Origin of the sequence: Thiofaba sp. EF100, from assembly GCF_039822285.1 — a bacterium.
In the GTDB taxonomy this organism is placed as follows: Bacteria; Pseudomonadota; Gammaproteobacteria; order Halothiobacillales; family Halothiobacillaceae; genus Thiofaba.
This window is the reverse complement of the sequence record NZ_JBAJEY010000008.1, coordinates 24692-40259: the sequence shown is the minus strand read 5'-3', so window position 1 is coordinate 40259 and position 15568 is coordinate 24692. Positions and strand designations below refer to the sequence as shown.

Here is a 15568-nt window from a genome sequence, read left to right as displayed (position 1 = left end):
CCATGGCCCTTTCACCCGGTCTCCACAGCCCCGGCCATGGCGACCCCAAGGGGGATTCACCCCTCACCCCCAACCCCTCTCCCTGAGGGAGAGGGGGAAACCTGTCCAGAAAACCTTGGTTTTCTGGACACCCTCAGCCCCGCTTGCGCGGAGCCCGGCCACCTGGTTTCTCGCCCGGCCGTCCGCGTCCCGGCCCTTCCCGCTGCTCCGCACGATCACGCGGGGCGCTACCCTTGGGCGTCCGCGCCGGCGCGGGTTCCGGCTCGACACGCACCGCCTTCCCCTCGCGCACCACAAAGGTCTTGCGCTCTGTTGCTGCCGGGCGCGCCTCGGCCCGGCGCGAGGCGGATTGGCCGCGTCCTCCGTCCGGCGGACGGCGCGGGCCGCGCGCCGGGGGCGTCGGCGCCGCCCGCTTCACCTCCATGCCGAGGCTCGCTGCCAGGGCATCGACCTCCTCCGGGCTCAGCATCTTCCACTTGCCGGGCTTAAGACGCGGCGGCAGGGTGAGATCGCCGTACTGGATGCGGATCAGGCGGCTGACAGTCAGGCCGACCGCCTCGAACATACGCCGTACCTCGCGGTTGCGCCCTTCGCGCAACCCCACGTGGTACCAGTGGTTCATGCCGGTGCCGCCCGCATCGACGATCGACTCGAAGCGCGCCATGCCGTCCTCCAGCTCCACCCCGTCGAGCAGCTGTTTGCGCATGACCGGGGTCAGCTCGCCGAAGATGCGCGCGGCATAGACACGCAGCAGTTCCCGTGAGGGATGCATCATGCGGTTGGCCAGCTCACCGTCGTTGGTGACAATCAGCAGCCCCGAGGTGTTGAAGTCCAGCCGACCGACGGTGATCCAGCGCCCATCGCGGATCGGCGGCAGGCTCTCGAACACGGTCGGCCGCCCCTCGGGGTCGGAACGGGTGGTCAGTTCGCCCTCCGGCTTGTGGTAGATCAGCACGCGGCGGGTGAAGGTCTCGGCGCGGGGACGCACCGGCTGACCACGCACCTCGATGCGGTCGGTCGGCAGCACCCGCGTGCCGAGGGTGGCGACCTGACCGTTGACCGTCACCACACCTTCGGCGATCCATGCCTCGATCGCACGGCGCGATCCCAGTCCCCAGGCCGCAAGCACCTTCTGTAAGCGTTCGCCTTGCATCATGTAACCTCGAATGAATCAGGAAATGATACACCGTGGCAGGCTCGGCACCGGTGCTATGCTTCCCCCATGCACAAGGATCTCTCACCCCGCGATCGCGACATGGCGACCCTGGACTGGCAGGGCGCGGCCGGCGTGCTCACCGCCGGCGGCGCTTGGGACGCGCATGGCGCAGGGCCCCTCGCCCGCCGGCTGACCATCGCCTTCCCCGAAGCGCGTCCCTGGCGGCTGGACACCGCGGGCATCTCCCGCATGGACACCGCCGGTGCGCTGCTTTTACTGCACGTGATCGAGCGGCTGGAAGACGCAGGCGGGACGGTCGATATCTCCGCCCTCCCACAGCGGCACCGCGAGCTTTTGGAACTGGTGCGCCGCCCGGGCCCACTCCAGCCCCCCGCCGCGGCGAAACCGCTGACCCCGCTGGCGAGGCTGGGCGAGGTGACCCTGGCCATCCTGCGCCACTTCTACGCCATCCTGACCTTCACCGGCGAGGTCGCGCGCCACGCCGCCCCCCTGCTGCTGCGCCCCTGGCAGGTGCGCTGGGCGAGCGTGATCAACGAGATCCACGCCGCCGGGGTGCTCGCGATTCCCATCGTCGCCCTGCTCTCCTTTTTGATCGGCGTGGTGATCGCCTACCAGGCGGGCGCGACGCTGGACCGCTTCGGTGCCAACATCTTCCTCGCGGACATGGTGGGCATCGTCACCCTGCGCGAGATGGCGCCGATGATCACCGCCATCGTCATCGCCGGCCGTACCGGGTCGAGCTATGCCGCGCGCATCGGCACCATGCGCGTCACGCAGGAGGTGGACGCCCTGCGCGCCCTGGCCCTTCCACCCATCGAGATGCTGGTCATCCCGCGCATCCTCGCGCTCATCATCGCCCTGCCACTCTTGACCGTGCTGGCCAACGCCGCCGGGCTGTTCGGCGGGCTTTTGGTCTCGCACGAGATGTTCGGCCTCGACCTCTCCGTCGCCTTCGACCGTCTGGAGCAGATGAAAAACACCCATCTCTGGGTCGGCCTCATCAAGGCACCGGTGTTCGCCGCCGTCATCGCCTTGATCGGCTGCCACGAGGGCATGAAGGTGCGCGGCAGCGCCGCCGAGGTGGGGCAGGCCACCACCTCCAGCGTGGTGCAGGCCATCTTCTGGGTGATCGTGCTCGACGCGATCTTCTCGATCGTGTTTCGGGAGCTGGACCTGTGACGCCCCCCGACCTGGCCATCGAGGTCCGCGGCCTCACCAACCGCTTCGGCAGCCAGACTGTACACGAGGGCCTCGACCTTAAGGTGCCGCGCGGCAGCGTCATCGGCCTCGTGGGCGGCAGCGGCACCGGCAAGACCGTGCTGCTCAACAACCTGATCATGCTCACCCGCCCCACGGCCGGCCGCATCCGCATCCTGGGCCAGGACATCGACCGCCTCGGCCTGCGCCAGCGCCAGGCCCTGCAACTGCGTCTCGGGGTGATGTTCCAGATGGGCGCCCTGTTCACCTCGCTCACCGTGCTGGAGAACGTCTGCCTGCCACTCGTCGAGCACACCGCCCTGCCCCGCGCCTTGCGCGAGGAGGTGGGGATGCTCAAGATCCGCCTCGCCGGACTGCCCGCGGATGCCGCGCACAAGCGGCCGAGCGAGCTGTCCGGTGGCATGGTCAAGCGCGCCGCGCTGGCCCGCGCCCTGGCCCTGGACCCGGAGATCCTGTTCCTCGACGAGCCCACCTCCGGTCTCGACCCGGTCGGGGCGCGCGCCTTTGACGCGCTGGTGCTGGAACTGCGCGAGCTTTTGGGACTGACCGTATTCCAGATCACCCATGACCTGGACTCGATCTGGCACGGCGTGGACAGCGTCGCCTTCCTCGCCCGCAAACGCGTGCTGGCCATGGCCCCCGCGGCGGAACTGGCGCGCCGCGACGAACCTGAACTGCGAGAATACTTCAGCACCCGTCCCTTGGAGAGTGCCGCTTAAATGGAAACCCGCGTCGCCTATGCCGCCGTCGGCGCCTTCGTCATCGCCCTCACCGCCGCCCTGATCGGCCTGGGACTGTGGCTGGGCGCGGACATCGAGACCAAGCGTTACACGCCCTACATGTTCCTCACCAGCGAATCCGCCTCCGGCATCAATCCCGGCACCGTCGTGCGCTACCGCGGGGTCGAGGTCGGCCGGGTGAAACAGCTCCATCTCGACAACCCCGAGCAGGTGCGTATCCTGCTGGACATCGAGGAGGGCACGCCGATCAAGACCGACACCCGCGCCTCCATCGCCACCCAGGGGGTGACGGGGTTGGCCTTCATCGAACTGACCGGCGGCACGGTAAGCGCACCCGACCTGCGCCCCGGCCCGGACGGTGCGCCGCCCCTCATCCCTCCCGCCCCCTCGCTGCTGCGCCGGCTGGACGTGGCGGTGAGCCGCAACCTCGAGAACCTCGACCGGATCGCCTTGCAACTGCAGGACCTGCTCAACGAAGAGAACCGCGCCGCCTTCGCCACCCTGATCCGCAACCTCGCCACCCTCAGCGAGACCCTGGCCCAAGAGCGCGGGCGCATGAGCGAGGTGCTGGCCAACAGCGAGCGCATGACACGTGCCGGCGCCGAGACCCTCGAACGCCTGCCCGAGACCCTCGTCCAGCTGGAAGGCACGCTGGAGGAGGTGCGCACCGCCGCCTCGACCTTCCGTGAGACCAGCCGCACTGTGGGCGAGGTCTCGCGCGCCACCCAGCAGGAAATCACCGCGATGCGGCGTGGCATGGAACCCGGCCTGGACAACCTGCTGCGCCAGGTCGAGTCCGCCACGGGCGTGATCGAGGACCTCGCGCGCCGCCTCCGGCGCGACCCCGCCCAACTCCTGCGCGGCGCCCCCGCCAAGGAACCCGGCCCGGGCGAACAATGACTTCCCTTCAAATTTCGGCCATGACCACCATGATGCTCCGCCTCCTTCCCGCCCTTGCCCTCGCCGGCCTGCTCGCCGGCTGCGGCATCCTGCCGGAAAAACCGGCACCGCAGACCAGCTACCGGCTGGAACCCACACTATCCATCCCCGCCGCTCCTGTTTCGCCCTCCCCCCTGACTCTGCAGGTGTTGCAGCCGATCGCCTCAACCAGCTTCGACACCGACCAGATCGCCTATCGCCGCGCCCCCTACCGGATCGACTATTACAACCGCAGTCGCTGGGCCGAGCCCCCCGCCGAGATGTTGGGCGACCTGATGGCCCGCGCGCTGGAGGATGCCGGCCTCTACCGCGTGGTGCTCGGTCCCTCGGCCCGCCTGCCGGCCGACCTGCGCCTGCACAGTGAACTGACCGCCCTCGAGCACATCATCCGCGATCCAAGCCAGACCCAGGGCAGCGAGGTGCGGCTGGCCATGCGCGTGCAGCTGGTCGAGGCCAAGACCGCGCGCGTGCTGGCCACCCACAGCTTCGAAATCGTCCGCCCGGCCTTCAGCGCGGATGCGCCCGGTGCCGTGGCCGCCGCCAACGAGGCCGCGCGCGAGGCCATCGCCACCATCATCGCCTTCTGCCGCACCCACACCCCGAGCTGAGCGCCGTACCGCGTAGCGGCCTCGGGCAGGATGCCCGAGGGGTGCAAAGCCAGGATGAACTGAGCGCCGTACCGCGCAGCGGCCTCAGGCAGGAAGGGCTGATCACCCCAGGGGAGGAACGTCCATGACCACACGCCTGCTCAAACACCTCCTGCTCGCCGCGGGCCTGGGCCTGGCCCTGGCCGCCGCCTCCCACGCCGTCGACAAGCCCGATGATCGCGTCGCCCTCCAAGGACTCAAGACCGCGCGTGTGGTGTGGGACGTGACCACCGCCGACCCTGCGCGCCTGAACGCCCACATCGCCCTGGTGGAGGAAACGTGGGATGACCTGCTACGTCAGAAGATCAAGCCGGAGATGGTCTTCGCCTTCCGTGAGGGCTCGGTGCGCATCTTGAGCGAGCAGGCCGAACTGTTGCCGTTCGAGCAGTCCGTCGATGCCGGGCAGGTGCGCGAGCGGCTCGCCCGCCTCGCCGCCCGCCCCGGGGTGCAGATGGAGGCCTGCGCCATCTCCATGCGCGGCCACGGGGTCAAGGCCGACACCCTCCCGCCCTGGGTCCAGGTCGTCGGCAACACCTTCAACTCCATCATCGGCCGAGCCCCGAAGGGCTTTGCAGTGATCACCCTGCCTTGAGAGAATGAACGCCCGTTGGACCTCCGTCCGAAAACCTCCACCCACCACGATCATGCGCCGCCCATTCCCCACCCTGCTGGCCCTGGGCCTGCTGCTGTGCGCGCCGCTGGCCGCCTTGGCCTTCGGTCTGGACGATGTCGCCCGCCAGGCCGAGCAGCTGGCCAAGAAGCCGTATGTTGCGCCGGTCTCCCAAGTCCCTGAATATCTGACCTCGCTCGACTACGCCCATTACCGCGAGATCCGCTTCCGCCCCGAACAGGCCCTGTGGCGCAAAGAAGGGCTGCCCTTTCAGCTCCAGTTTTTCCACCCCGGGCACCACTACACCCGCCCCGTGCGCATCCACCTGATCGAGCAGGGCCGCGCGCGTCCCCTGCCGTTCCGCCCCGAGGACTTCGACTATGGCTCCTTGCCGTTCGAGGGACGGGTACCCAAGGATCTCGGCTGGGCGGGTTTCCGCATTCACACCCCCCTGAATGCCCCCGGCAGCATGGACGAGATGGCGGTGTTCCTCGGCGGCACCTATTTCCGCGCGCTCGGCCAGAACATGCATTACGGCCTCTCCGCGCGTGGCGTGGCGATCGACACCGCCGAGGCGAAGGGCGAGGAGTTCCCGGCCTTCACCGACTTCTGGATCGAGCAGCCCGCCACCGGCAGCAAGAAGCTGACCGTGCTCGCCCTCATGGACAGCGCAAGCCTCACCGGGGCCTACCGCTTCATCATCGAGCCCGGCCCCGAGACGGTGATGCAGGTCGAGGCGCGCCTGTACGCCCGCACAGGCATCCGCAAGCTCGGCCTGGCCCCGCTGACCAGCATGTTTCTGCACGGCGAGGCGACCGGCAACACCTTCGGCGACTTTCGCCCGGAGGAGCACGATTCCGATGGTCTCCTGATCCATGCGGCCAGCGGCGAATGGCTGTGGCGTCCGCTGGAGAACGCCCCACAGCTCCGCATCAATCGTTTCACCGCCGACCACGTGCGCGGCTTCGGCCTGATGCAGCGCGACCGGAACTTCGACCACTATCAGGACCTGGCGTGGCGCTACGAAGATCGCCCCAGCCTGTGGATCGAACCCATGGGCGACTGGGACGCGGGCGGGGTAGAGCTGGTGCGGCTGCCGAGCGACAACAGCACCCTCGACAATGTGGTCGCCTACTTCGTCCCCGCCCAGCCCCTGCAGGCGGGGCAGAGCCTGCGCCTGGCCTGGCGCATGCGCTGGCTGAAGGACGATGCGGGCCTGCCCGGCGGGGCGCGGGTCATCGCCACCCGCCTGTCCACCTCCAACACCGAGCGTCTGCCGGAAAACCAGGGCGTGGTGCGCTACGTCATCGACTTCGCTGGCGGAGACCTTGCGCGCCTGCGCGCGCCGGGCGAGGTCGAGGCCGTCAGCAGCCTTCAGGGGGCGGGGAGGATCCGCAGCCAGAGGCTGGAGCCCAACCCCCACACCCAAGGCTGGCGTCTGACTCTGTTCGTCGAACCGCCCAGCGAGGGCACCGCCGAGTTGCGTGCCTTCCTCAAGCGCGGCGAAGCGGTGCTGAGCGAGACTTGGAGCGCGGCCTACCCGCCCTGATCCAGAGGGCTGCAAAAGGGCTTCTTTGCCCTTTTACAACGCGCTCGCCTCCGCGCTGACGGGGCTCGCGCCCTGCTAGAATTAAGATTCAGTACACTCCATCAAGGAACTGGTGATCGTGCCCCACTCCCCCTTTCAGGACCTGCCGAGCGCCTGGGCCGAGGCCGAGCGGCGCGTGGAGACCTATCTGCGTGCCATGCTGGTACCGGCCAAGGTGCGCCAGGAGATGGTCACGGCCATCATCGAACGCGCCCGCGCCCATGAGGATGAGCTGCCCCTGGTCGCCTCCATGCGCGAGGTGCATGCCCTGCTCAGCCGTCAGGTCGCCCGCACCCAGGGGGTGATCCCGGCCGACCAGATGACCGGCTCGGCCGCCTGGCGGGTGGCGGTCTGGCGCCACTCCACCTGCACCGAATGCACCTGGCGCGCCGTCCCCTGGGGTGCCCTGCAGCTCTCCCACGAAGGCAAGCACTTCCGCTGGACCGGCGGGGCCGCCATGCCAGAGGTGCGGCGCGCGGTGGTCTCCCCGGCGGAGATTCGCCCGGCCCCCGAAGGACTGCTCTCCCGCCTGCTTGGCTTGAACGAAGACACCCGGGATTCCTGATGCGCATCCGCCCCGACGAGATCCAAACCATTGCCGGCGACCGCCGCCTCGCGCTCGCCATCCTGGTCCTCCTCCCCACCCTGATCGGCACCTGGACGCTGAGCAACACCCTGCCCTTCGGCGGCCGGCACCTGCTGGAAATGCTCCTGCTCGGCCTGTTCGCCATCCTGTTTGCCTGGCTGTGGATCGGGCTGTGGACCGCGCTGATCGGCTTCTGGCTGACCCTCACCGGGCGCGACTGGCTGAAGATCAGCACCCTCAACGCCCGCCTGGACGGCAAGCCCACCCCGCTGGCCTCCACCGCGGTGGTGATGCCGATCTGCAACGAGGATGCCGACGAGGTGTTCGCCCGCATCCGCGCGACCTTCCTCTCGCTCAAGGCCACCGGCCAACTGGAACACTTCCGTTTCTACATCCTCTCCGACTCCAGCCAGCCCGAGAAGTGGGTGGACGAGGAACTGGCCTGGGCGCGCCTGTGCCGCGAGGTGGACGGCTTCGAACGCATCTTCTACCGCCGCCGCAAGTACCGGGTGAAGAAGAAGAGCGGCAACATCATCGACTTTCTGCGCCGCTGGGGGAAACAGCACGAGTACATGATCGTGCTGGATGCCGACAGCGTGATGTCGGGCGAGACCCTGGTGCGCATGGTGCAGGCCATGGAGCGCAACCTGCACGTGGGCATCATCCAGACCCTGCCCTTCTCGCAGGGCATGGACACCCTGTATGCCCGCATCCAGCAGTTCGCCGGCCGGCTGTACTCGCCCATGTTCGCCGCCGGCCTCGCCTGGTGGTGGCTGGGCAATGGCCAGTACTGGGGCCACAACGTCATCATCCGCATCGCCCCGTTCATGAGCCACTGCAACCTGCCGCGCATGCCGGGGATCAAGCCATTCGGCGGGGAGATCCTCAGCCACGACTTCGTCGAGGCGGCGCTGATGAACCGCGCGGGGTTCGAGGTGTGGGTGGCCTATGACCTCGGCGGCAGCTGGGAGGAGTACCCGCCCTCGCTCACCGACGACCTCAAGCGCGACCGCCGCTGGTGCCAGGGCAACCTGCAGCATGCCGGCGTGATGATCGCCGAGGGCCTGCCGCCGATGCAGCGCTTTCTGCTGATCAACGGCATCATGAGTTATGCCGGCTCCCTGCTGTGGTTTGGCCTGTTGATCCTCACCACCCTGCTGGCCTGGCTCGCCCCCGAGCATGCCCATGTGGACGTGGAGATGGCCCTGAAGCTGTTCTACGTCACCCTCGGCCTGCTGTTCCTGCCTAAGATCCTCAGCCTCGCCATGACCCTGCGCGATAAGGCGCGCGCCGAGCAGTTCGGCGGGCGGCTGGGGGTGAGCGCAAGCGTGCTGCTCGAAACCCTGCTCTCCGCCCTGTCCGCCCCGGTGCGCATGGTGTTCCACAGCCGTTTCATCATCCTCACCCTGATGAACAAGACCGTGGCCTGGGGCACCCAGCAGCGCGGCGAGTTCGTCATGAGCTGGCGCGAGGCCGCGAGCAACTACGGCACCACCACCGTACTCGGGCTGGTCTGGGGCGTGGCGGCCTGGTACGCGAGCCCGGTGTTCTTCGCCTGGCTCTCGCCGGTGCTGGCGGGCCTGGTGCTGTCCATCCCGCTCGCCCGGCTGACCAGCCTCGGCTCGCTCGGCCGCCGCGCCCGCGCCGCCCGCCTGTTCATCACCCCGGAGGAGGTCAGCGCCCCGCCGGAACTGGCCGAGTACCGCAAGGGACTTGCCCTGTACCAGGCCGAGCGCGAGAAGCTCGGCGATGTCGATGGTTTCGTGCTGGCGGTGGTCGAGCCGATCGCCAATGCCATCCACGCCGCCTTCCTCAAGCCGCGCCGCAACCTGCCGGAGAGCGTGCGCCTGCGGCGCGCCTGGATGATGGACAAGGCCCTGCACGAAGGACCGGCGCAGCTAAGCCCGGCCGAACGGGCGGAGCTGTTGAACGACCTGGACGCCATGCACACCCTGCACCAGCGCGTCTGGTCGCTGCCGGACGTGGCATTCAAGAAATACTGGCCGGTGCCCGGCCTGAATGCCTGAGGGCATTCACCGACCGTGTAAGCGGCCCGACCTCGGGCCGATCAAGCGGCGAGGGTACCCCACACCCCCTGAACCGCGGATCGCCATCGGGCTGCCAGCCCAAGGAGAGCAAACGTGACCCCATCCTCCTGGCCCATAGCCACCGCCCTGCGTGAGAGCCTGCGCGGCTACGGACGCGGGGATCTGCGTGCCGACCTGATGGCCGGCCTGACCCTCGGGATGCTGGCCCTGCCCCTGGCCATGGCACTGGCCATAGCCGTGGACGTTCCACCCCAGCACGGCCTCTACACCGCCATCATCGCCGGGGCGCTGATCGCCCTGTTCGGCGGCTCGCGCTTCAATGTCTCCGGCCCCACGGCGGCCTTCATCGTCCTGCTCATCCCCATCGTGCACAAATTCGGCCTGGGCGGGCTGTTGGTCACCACCCTGCTGACCGGGGTGATCCTGATCGTCATGGGCTTCTTGCGTCTGGGGCAGTTGATCCAGTACATCCCCTACCCCGTGGTGCTCGGCTTCACCTCCGGCATCGCCGTGGTGATCGCCTTTTTGCAGATCAAGGACCTGCTCGGCCTCACCACGCCAGCCATGCCGGAGCACTTCCTCGACCGTCTCCAAGTCCTGCTCGCCGCCCTGCCCACCGCGCGCTGGGCGGATGTGGCCACCGGCCTTTTCACCCTGCTCGTGCTCATCTTCTGGAATCGCCTGGGCACCCCCATCCCGCGCCAGCTTGCCGCGCTGGTACTGGCGGGCCTCGCCGCCTACGGCCTGCAGTGGCTGTGGCCGACGTTCGACCCCATCACCCTCGGCGACAAGTTCCACTGGGAGATGGCCGGCCAGAGCGGCGCGGGCATCCCGCCGTTCGCGCCACAGTTCGTCCTCCCCTGGACCCTGCCGGACGCCTCCGGCCAACCGGTCGGCCTGTCCTGGCCCCTGCTGCGCGACCTGCTGGTACCGGCGCTGACGCTCGCCATGCTGGCGGCGATCGAGTCGCTGCTGTGCGCGGTGGTGGCCGACGGCATGAGCCGCACCCGCCATGATCCGAACGCAGAACTGGTCGGCCAGGGCATCGGCAACCTCGCCGCGCCCTTTTTCGGCGGCATCACCGCCACCGCCGCCATCGCCCGCACCGCCACCAATGTGCGCGCCGGCGCCCGCTCGCCTCTGGCCGCCGTCTTCCATGCCCTCACCATCCTGCTTGCGGTGGTGGTGTTCGCACCCTGGCTTGCGCATGTGCCCATGGCCACCCTGGCCGCCATCCTGCTGCTCACCGCCTGGAACCTGAGCGAGGCCCCCCATTTCATGCACATGGTCAAGGTGGCCCCGCGTACCGACGTGGCCGTGCTTCTGACCTGCTTCGGCCTGACCATCTTCATCGACATGGTGGCCGCGGTCGGGGTCGGCATGGTGCTGGCCGCCTTCATCTTCATGCACCAGATGGCCAAGCTCACCGGCGGCCGCGAACGCGGACGCGGCGAGCCGATGCCGTTCGAGTTGCCGGACTGGGCGGTGTTTTACGAGTTTAACGGCCCACTGTTCTTCGGCGCCGCCGAACAGGCCTTCGCCGCGCTGGACCGCGCGGCACGCGAGCACAAGGAGGCCAGCGTGATCATCATCGACTTCACCCACGTGCCCACCTTGGACATGAGCGGCATCCACGCCCTCGAATCGGCCCTCGGCCGGTTGCACGACCGGCGCATCGGCGTGGTTCTGAGCGGCATGCACCCGGCGGTGTACCGCCCCCTGCGCAAGGCCGGCCTGCATGACGTACCGGGGCGGCTGGCCTTCGCCACCGATGCCACCCAGACCGCCCTCGCCGCCGCCGCGCTACGCCAGGCGCAGCGCGAGGCAGAGTAGCGCCCTGCTCCAGCAGGATGTTGGCAAACGAAGGTTTTCTGGACTCCCCTCTCCCTTTGGGAGAGGGGTAGGGGGTGAGGGAAAAATCCCCCCCTCAAGGCCGCCGGGACGCCATGTTGGGCAAGGGGGTGAACCGGCCATGGAGGGCCGGTTCAGCTTTGCCGCGGCAGGAAGCCGCGTCAAAGCGGCCCCCTTGCGCGACCTGGCGGCACGGGCACCCGCCGCAGGCGGGCGGGCTTGCGGGGGCGTCCTTCTTTTCGCCCCTTTTCTTGGACGAGCAAGAAAAGGGGCTCGCCCGCCTCAACGAACACTTCTTACGAAGTCCAAAGGGTTGAGGCGGGCGAAATCAAGCCTCCAACGGTCGTTCAAAGAACGCACTCCCGCGGGGGCAGCCCTCACCCCCAGCCCCTCTCCCTGAGGGAGAGGGGAGCCTCCTGTCCAGAAAACCCTTTTGTAGACGCTTTAGTCCAGCAGCGCCTCGCGTCCGCAGCCGTCGCGCTCCATGGCCTTGCGCAGGCCGCGCAGGGCCTCGATCTGGATCTGCCGCACCCGCTCGCGGGTCAGCCCGAGGGCCTGCCCCACTTCTTCCAAGGTCTGCGGCTCGTGGCCAAGCAGCCCAAACCGGCGGACGATCACCTCGCGCTGGCGCTCGTCGCGCTGTTCGAGCCACTGCAACAGGTGCTCGCTCACGTCCTCCTCCGCCAACTGCTCGACCGGGTTGACGTTGTGCTCGTCGGGGATGAGGTCTTGCAGCGGCTGATCGGTGTCCTGGTTGATGTGCGCATCGAGCGAGAGGGGCTGCTCGTTGAGCTCATACGCACGCCGGACCTCCTCCACGGGGCGGTGAAGGGCTTGGGCCAGTTCCTCGGCGCCGACGTCGTGACCCAGCTTCTGGCTCAGGTTCCGTGCCGTGCGCAGGATGCCGCCGATGTCCTTGGCGACATGGATCGGCAGGCGGATGGTGCGTGCCTGATTCATGAGCCCGCGCTCGATGCTCTGACGGATCCACCAGGTGGCATAGGTGGAGAAACGGAAACCGCGCTCAGGGTCGAACTTCTCCACCGCATGCATGAGGCCGAGGTTGCCCTCCTCCACCAGGTCGTTCAGGTCCAACCCCCGGTGCTGGTAACGGCGGGCAATCATGACCACTAGGCGCAGGTTGGCGACGATCATGCGCTGGCGGGCCACCTTGTCCCCCTGCCGTGCCAAGCGCGCGAGACGAACCTCCTCGTCCGCGTCGAGGAGCGGCTGGCCGCTGATCTCGTTGAGATAGAAGCGGGTGATGTCCGGCCCCTCCGCGCCGTAGGCGCCGGCGGCGAAGACGGCCTCGGCAGGTGCGTCGACCGGGTCCTAATCGGGACTCGCCTCCGGCCCCATCGCCTCGTCAAGCAGGATGGGGTCCTCATCCCCTGTTTCCGCAGCGCGGATATCGGCCATGAACTCAACTCCATCAGACAAACCATCGTTCGACGAAACGCCGCCCGGCCAACCACTGGCAGGCGGTCGCGTAGGCATGGAGAGGAATGTAAGGGGTGCGCAGAGGGAGGGGTATACGTGGCAACACCTACCCCGCGAAGGGTCAGGCGCCAGCCTGTTCGAGCTCGCTCGCGCAGTCCTTCGCCAGGTGAACGAGTTCGACCAGGTTGGCCGCCCCGGTCTTGCGCATGACGCGGGCGCGGTGGATTTCCACCGTGCGGTGGCTGATGCCCAGCCGCTGGGCGATCTCCTTATTGGCGTGCCCCATCACGGCCAAGCGCATCACCTCGCGCTCGCGCGCGGTCAGGCCGGCCACGCCGGCGCAGCGGCTGCGGTTCGCCGCCCCCCGCCGCGGGTCCGCGGAAGACATGGCCAGCGCCGCCTGGACCCGCTGGATGAGCAGGTCGCCATCGACCGGCTTGGTGAGGAAGTCCACCGCACCGGCCTTGATGGCCTGCACCGCGGTGGGGATATCGCCATGGGCGGAGAGGAAGATGATGGGCAGGTCGATGCCCCGCCGGGCGAGCTCGGCCTGAAGCATAGGACCGCTCATGTCCGGCATCCGCACATCCAGCAGCAGGCAGGCGCCGGGAGGGATGGCATGCGCAGCCTCCAGAAACTCGCCGGCGCTGGCGTAGACGTCGATCGCAAAGCCGGCGCTCTCGAGCAGAAGCACGAGACCATCGCGTACGGCAGCATCGTCATCGACCACGTAGACCTTGGGCGGGCTGGACATCATCGGCGGGACAGGCGTCTCTGGAGGAGAGGGACGCAACCTTAACCGCCGGGAACGGGGTTGATGAATACGTGATAACCCCTACTCACTCTGCCAGCGGCAGGGTGAAACAGAAACGGCAGCCGTGCGGGGCCGCGTTTTCCACCCACATGCGGCCCCCATGGGCGAGGATCAGGGCCCGGCTGATAGCCAGCCCCATGCCAATGCCATGGGCCTTGGTGGTGAAGAAGGGCTCGAACACCCGCTGGAACGCCTGCGGGTCGAGGCCGGGGCCGTCATCTTCCACGCAGACCCGTGCCATGCCTTCCGCGACATCGGTGCGCACCCTCACCACCCCGCGCGCACGGCCGCAACCGTGGATCGCCTCCACCGCGTTGCGCAGCAGATTGGCCAGCACCTTCTGCACCTGCAGGCGGTTGGCCCTCACCCGCGGCAGGTCCGGCGCCAGGTCCACCACGGCCTTGACCCCGTCGATGTAGCCGTCGGCCACCAGGATGGACACGGCCTCGCGCACTGCCGCATTCAAATAGACCCCTTCCGTCGGTGTCTCCCCCTTGTGCAGCAGGGCAAGCAGGTCGCGCATACTCCGCCCGGCCCGCTGGACCTGCTCTGCCCCCTGCTCCAAGGCATGCTGAAGGCGCTCCGGTTGCGGATTCCCGGCACGCAGCAGGCGCAGGGCGGCGGCGTTGTAGGAGGCGATGGCATTGAGCGGCTGATTCAGTTCGTGGGCAATCGCAGCCGCGGTCTGGGCTGCGACCTGCAACTCCACCAGGCGCTCCATCTCCTCGTGCCACTCCCGCATCTCGGCCTCGGCATGGCGACGCTCGGTCACATCCAGCAGCAGCCCCTGCATGCAGAGCAGCCGGCCGTCCCCGTCCAGCACCGGCGAGCATTCGTCGCTCAGCCATACCACCCGCCCGCAGCGGGCCTGCATCCGGTATTCGCAGGCCAGCGACCGTCGCCCGGCATGCGCCTCCGCATGGACCGCCAGCACCCTCTCACGATCCTCAGGATGGATCGCCCGCTGCCAGAACCCCGGATCCCGCAGCCACTCCCCGGCCGTGTAGCCCAACAGGACCTCGCTCTGCGGGCTGACGTAGAGCATGCGGCCCGGCGCATCCGGCGCAACGGCATAGACGATGCCGGGGATCCTCTCCAGCATGCCCCGATAGCCCTCATCGCCTGCCATCCACGGGGGAGCAACATCGCGGACCGACACGCCAGTCACGGCGCTCCGGGCGCGCGGATTTTCGTCATCAAAGGCAACGGTCATGATCGGGGGGGCACAAAAGGCTAGGATCGTCTCGCCAGCATACAAGATAAACCTACCCGGGCTGCACCTTCTTACCGCCTCGCCCCGCAACCTCATAGAGCGGGACAATGACATGCGCCCTGACCTATGCTTGCAAGCCGATATGCAGGAGGACCGACATGCAACTGATCCTGATCCGTCACGCCCCGGCGGGCGACCGAGTGGAGTGGGCACGCAGCGGCCTGCCCGACGAGGACAGACCCTTGACCAAGGAAGGCCGTACCAAAATGCGCCGGGTAGTGCGCGGCCTGCGGCGTGTGCTGGAGAGCCCCGAGCGGCTGTTCAGCAGCCCGCTGCTGCGGGCCCGCGAGACGGCCGAACTGCTGCTCGAGCGCTATCCCGACCTGCGCGTCGAGACCACCCCCGAGCTTGAACCCGATGCCGATCCCGCGGCCACCCTCGCCTGGCTCAAGTCCCTCGACGATGGCCAGCGGATCGCCCTGATCGGCCATGAACCTCACCTCTCGGGCCTGCTCGCCCTGCTGGTGCACGGCGATCCCGGCCTGGATACCCTGCCCTTCCGCAAAGGGGGCGTGGCGATCCTCGAGCTCGACACCCTCCGCCCTGCCGGCGCCCGCCTGACCGCCTTCCTGCCGCCGCGCGTGCTGCGCGCCCTCGGCTAAGCGAGACTATAATTTCGTTAATTCCAAGGCTGGAA

The 15568-nt window shown here is 68.3% G+C and carries 14 protein-coding genes; 10 read left to right on the top strand and 4 right to left on the bottom strand.

Translation table 11 applies throughout. The features are described from left to right. Nucleotides 1-133 precede the first annotated feature (133 nt). Nucleotides 134-1156, bottom strand: coding sequence for a 23S rRNA pseudouridine(2605) synthase RluB (gene rluB, locus V6D91_RS11530; RefSeq protein ID WP_347320680.1), 1023 nt, complete (start codon nucleotides 1154-1156; stop codon nucleotides 134-136). Between the two features lie 66 nt (nucleotides 1157-1222). Between rluB and V6D91_RS11525 the strand changes: the two genes are divergently transcribed. The 9 genes from V6D91_RS11525 to dauA all read left to right on the top strand — a co-directional run bounded on the left by V6D91_RS11525 (nucleotide 1223) and on the right by dauA (nucleotide 11386). Next, the gene (locus tag V6D91_RS11525) at nucleotides 1223-2356 is read left to right on the top strand and encodes an MlaE family lipid ABC transporter permease subunit (protein ID WP_347320678.1); all 1134 of its coding nucleotides are present in this window, start codon (nucleotides 1223-1225) and stop codon (nucleotides 2354-2356) included. Then, nucleotides 2353-3114: an ATP-binding cassette domain-containing protein gene (locus tag V6D91_RS11520; RefSeq protein WP_347320675.1), complete on the top strand. Its 762-nt coding sequence runs from the start codon at nucleotides 2353-2355 to the stop codon at nucleotides 3112-3114. Before V6D91_RS11525 ends, V6D91_RS11520 begins: the two co-directional genes overlap by 4 nt. Next, nucleotides 3115-4035 carry an MlaD family protein gene (locus tag V6D91_RS11515; RefSeq protein WP_347320672.1) on the top strand — a complete coding sequence of 307 codons (921 nt, stop codon included), beginning with the start codon at nucleotides 3115-3117 and terminating at the stop codon, nucleotides 4033-4035. It abuts the gene before it with no gap. 29 nt (nucleotides 4036-4064) lie between these two features. Further along, nucleotides 4065-4682, top strand: a complete 618-nt coding sequence (locus V6D91_RS11510; RefSeq protein ID WP_347320669.1) for an ABC-type transport auxiliary lipoprotein family protein — start codon at nucleotides 4065-4067, stop codon at nucleotides 4680-4682. Between the two features lie 124 nt (nucleotides 4683-4806). Then, nucleotides 4807-5313 (top strand): hypothetical protein, encoded by a 507-nt coding sequence (locus V6D91_RS11505; protein WP_347320666.1) that lies wholly within the window; start codon nucleotides 4807-4809, stop codon nucleotides 5311-5313. 52 nt (nucleotides 5314-5365) lie between these two features. Continuing rightward, on the top strand, nucleotides 5366-6880 hold the full coding sequence (locus V6D91_RS11500; protein ID WP_347320663.1) for a glucan biosynthesis protein G: 1515 nt from the start codon (nucleotides 5366-5368) through the stop codon (nucleotides 6878-6880). Nucleotides 6881-6998: 118 nt separating this feature from the next. Continuing rightward, nucleotides 6999-7484 carry a hypothetical protein gene (locus V6D91_RS11495; protein WP_347320661.1) on the top strand — a complete coding sequence of 162 codons (486 nt, stop codon included), beginning with the start codon at nucleotides 6999-7001 and terminating at the stop codon, nucleotides 7482-7484. Then, on the top strand, nucleotides 7484-9532 hold the full coding sequence (mdoH, locus tag V6D91_RS11490; RefSeq protein WP_347320659.1) for a glucans biosynthesis glucosyltransferase MdoH: 2049 nt from the start codon (nucleotides 7484-7486) through the stop codon (nucleotides 9530-9532). The genes V6D91_RS11495 and mdoH overlap by 1 nt, the downstream gene beginning before the upstream one ends. A 114-nt stretch (nucleotides 9533-9646) precedes the next feature. Further along, complete coding sequence (gene dauA, locus V6D91_RS11485) at nucleotides 9647-11386, top strand: C4-dicarboxylic acid transporter DauA (RefSeq protein ID WP_347320657.1); 1740 nt, start codon at nucleotides 9647-9649, stop codon at nucleotides 11384-11386. Nucleotides 11387-11848: 462 nt separating this feature from the next. On the opposite strand, the gene rpoS is transcribed toward dauA, so the two are convergent. The 3 genes from rpoS to V6D91_RS11470 all read right to left on the bottom strand — a co-directional run bounded on the left by rpoS (nucleotide 11849) and on the right by V6D91_RS11470 (nucleotide 14760). Further along, nucleotides 11849-12670 (bottom strand): RNA polymerase sigma factor RpoS, encoded by an 822-nt coding sequence (rpoS, locus tag V6D91_RS11480; RefSeq protein WP_347320682.1) that lies wholly within the window; start codon nucleotides 12668-12670, stop codon nucleotides 11849-11851. Nucleotides 12671-12965: 295 nt separating this feature from the next. Then, the gene (locus V6D91_RS11475) at nucleotides 12966-13601 is read right to left on the bottom strand and encodes a response regulator (RefSeq protein WP_347320655.1); all 636 of its coding nucleotides are present in this window, start codon (nucleotides 13599-13601) and stop codon (nucleotides 12966-12968) included. An 82-nt stretch (nucleotides 13602-13683) separates the two neighbouring features. Then, a complete protein-coding gene (locus V6D91_RS11470; RefSeq protein ID WP_347320653.1) occupies nucleotides 13684-14760 on the bottom strand; it encodes an ATP-binding protein in 1077 nt (358 codons plus the stop codon). Nucleotides 14761-15029: 269 nt separating this feature from the next. On the opposite strand from V6D91_RS11470, the gene sixA reads away from it, so the two are divergent. After that, nucleotides 15030-15533 (top strand): phosphohistidine phosphatase SixA, encoded by a 504-nt coding sequence (gene sixA / locus V6D91_RS11465; protein WP_347320651.1) that lies wholly within the window; start codon nucleotides 15030-15032, stop codon nucleotides 15531-15533. The last annotated feature ends 35 nt before the right edge of the window (nucleotides 15534-15568 follow it).

What these genes read in the sequence shown, in the direction of transcription:
- sixA (WP_347320651.1), top strand. Translation starts at nt 15,030, where the DNA reads ATGCAACTGATCCTGATCCGTCACGCCCCGGCGGGCGACCGAGTGGAG.
- V6D91_RS11470 (WP_347320653.1), bottom strand. Translation starts at nt 14,760, where the DNA reads ATGCTGGAGAGGATCCCCGGCATCGTCTATGCCGTTGCGCCGGATGCG.
- V6D91_RS11500 (WP_347320663.1), top strand. Translation starts at nt 5,366, where the DNA reads ATGCGCCGCCCATTCCCCACCCTGCTGGCCCTGGGCCTGCTGCTGTGC.
- rluB (WP_347320680.1), bottom strand. Translation starts at nt 1,156, where the DNA reads ATGATGCAAGGCGAACGCTTACAGAAGGTGCTTGCGGCCTGGGGACTG.
- V6D91_RS11510 (WP_347320669.1), top strand. Translation starts at nt 4,065, where the DNA reads ATGATGCTCCGCCTCCTTCCCGCCCTTGCCCTCGCCGGCCTGCTCGCC.
- V6D91_RS11475 (WP_347320655.1), bottom strand. Translation starts at nt 13,601, where the DNA reads ATGATGTCCAGCCCGCCCAAGGTCTACGTGGTCGATGACGATGCTGCC.
- V6D91_RS11505 (WP_347320666.1), top strand. Translation starts at nt 4,807, where the DNA reads ATGACCACACGCCTGCTCAAACACCTCCTGCTCGCCGCGGGCCTGGGC.
- mdoH (WP_347320659.1), top strand. Translation starts at nt 7,484, where the DNA reads ATGCGCATCCGCCCCGACGAGATCCAAACCATTGCCGGCGACCGCCGC.
- V6D91_RS11525 (WP_347320678.1), top strand. Translation starts at nt 1,223, where the DNA reads ATGCACAAGGATCTCTCACCCCGCGATCGCGACATGGCGACCCTGGAC.
- V6D91_RS11515 (WP_347320672.1), top strand. Translation starts at nt 3,115, where the DNA reads ATGGAAACCCGCGTCGCCTATGCCGCCGTCGGCGCCTTCGTCATCGCC.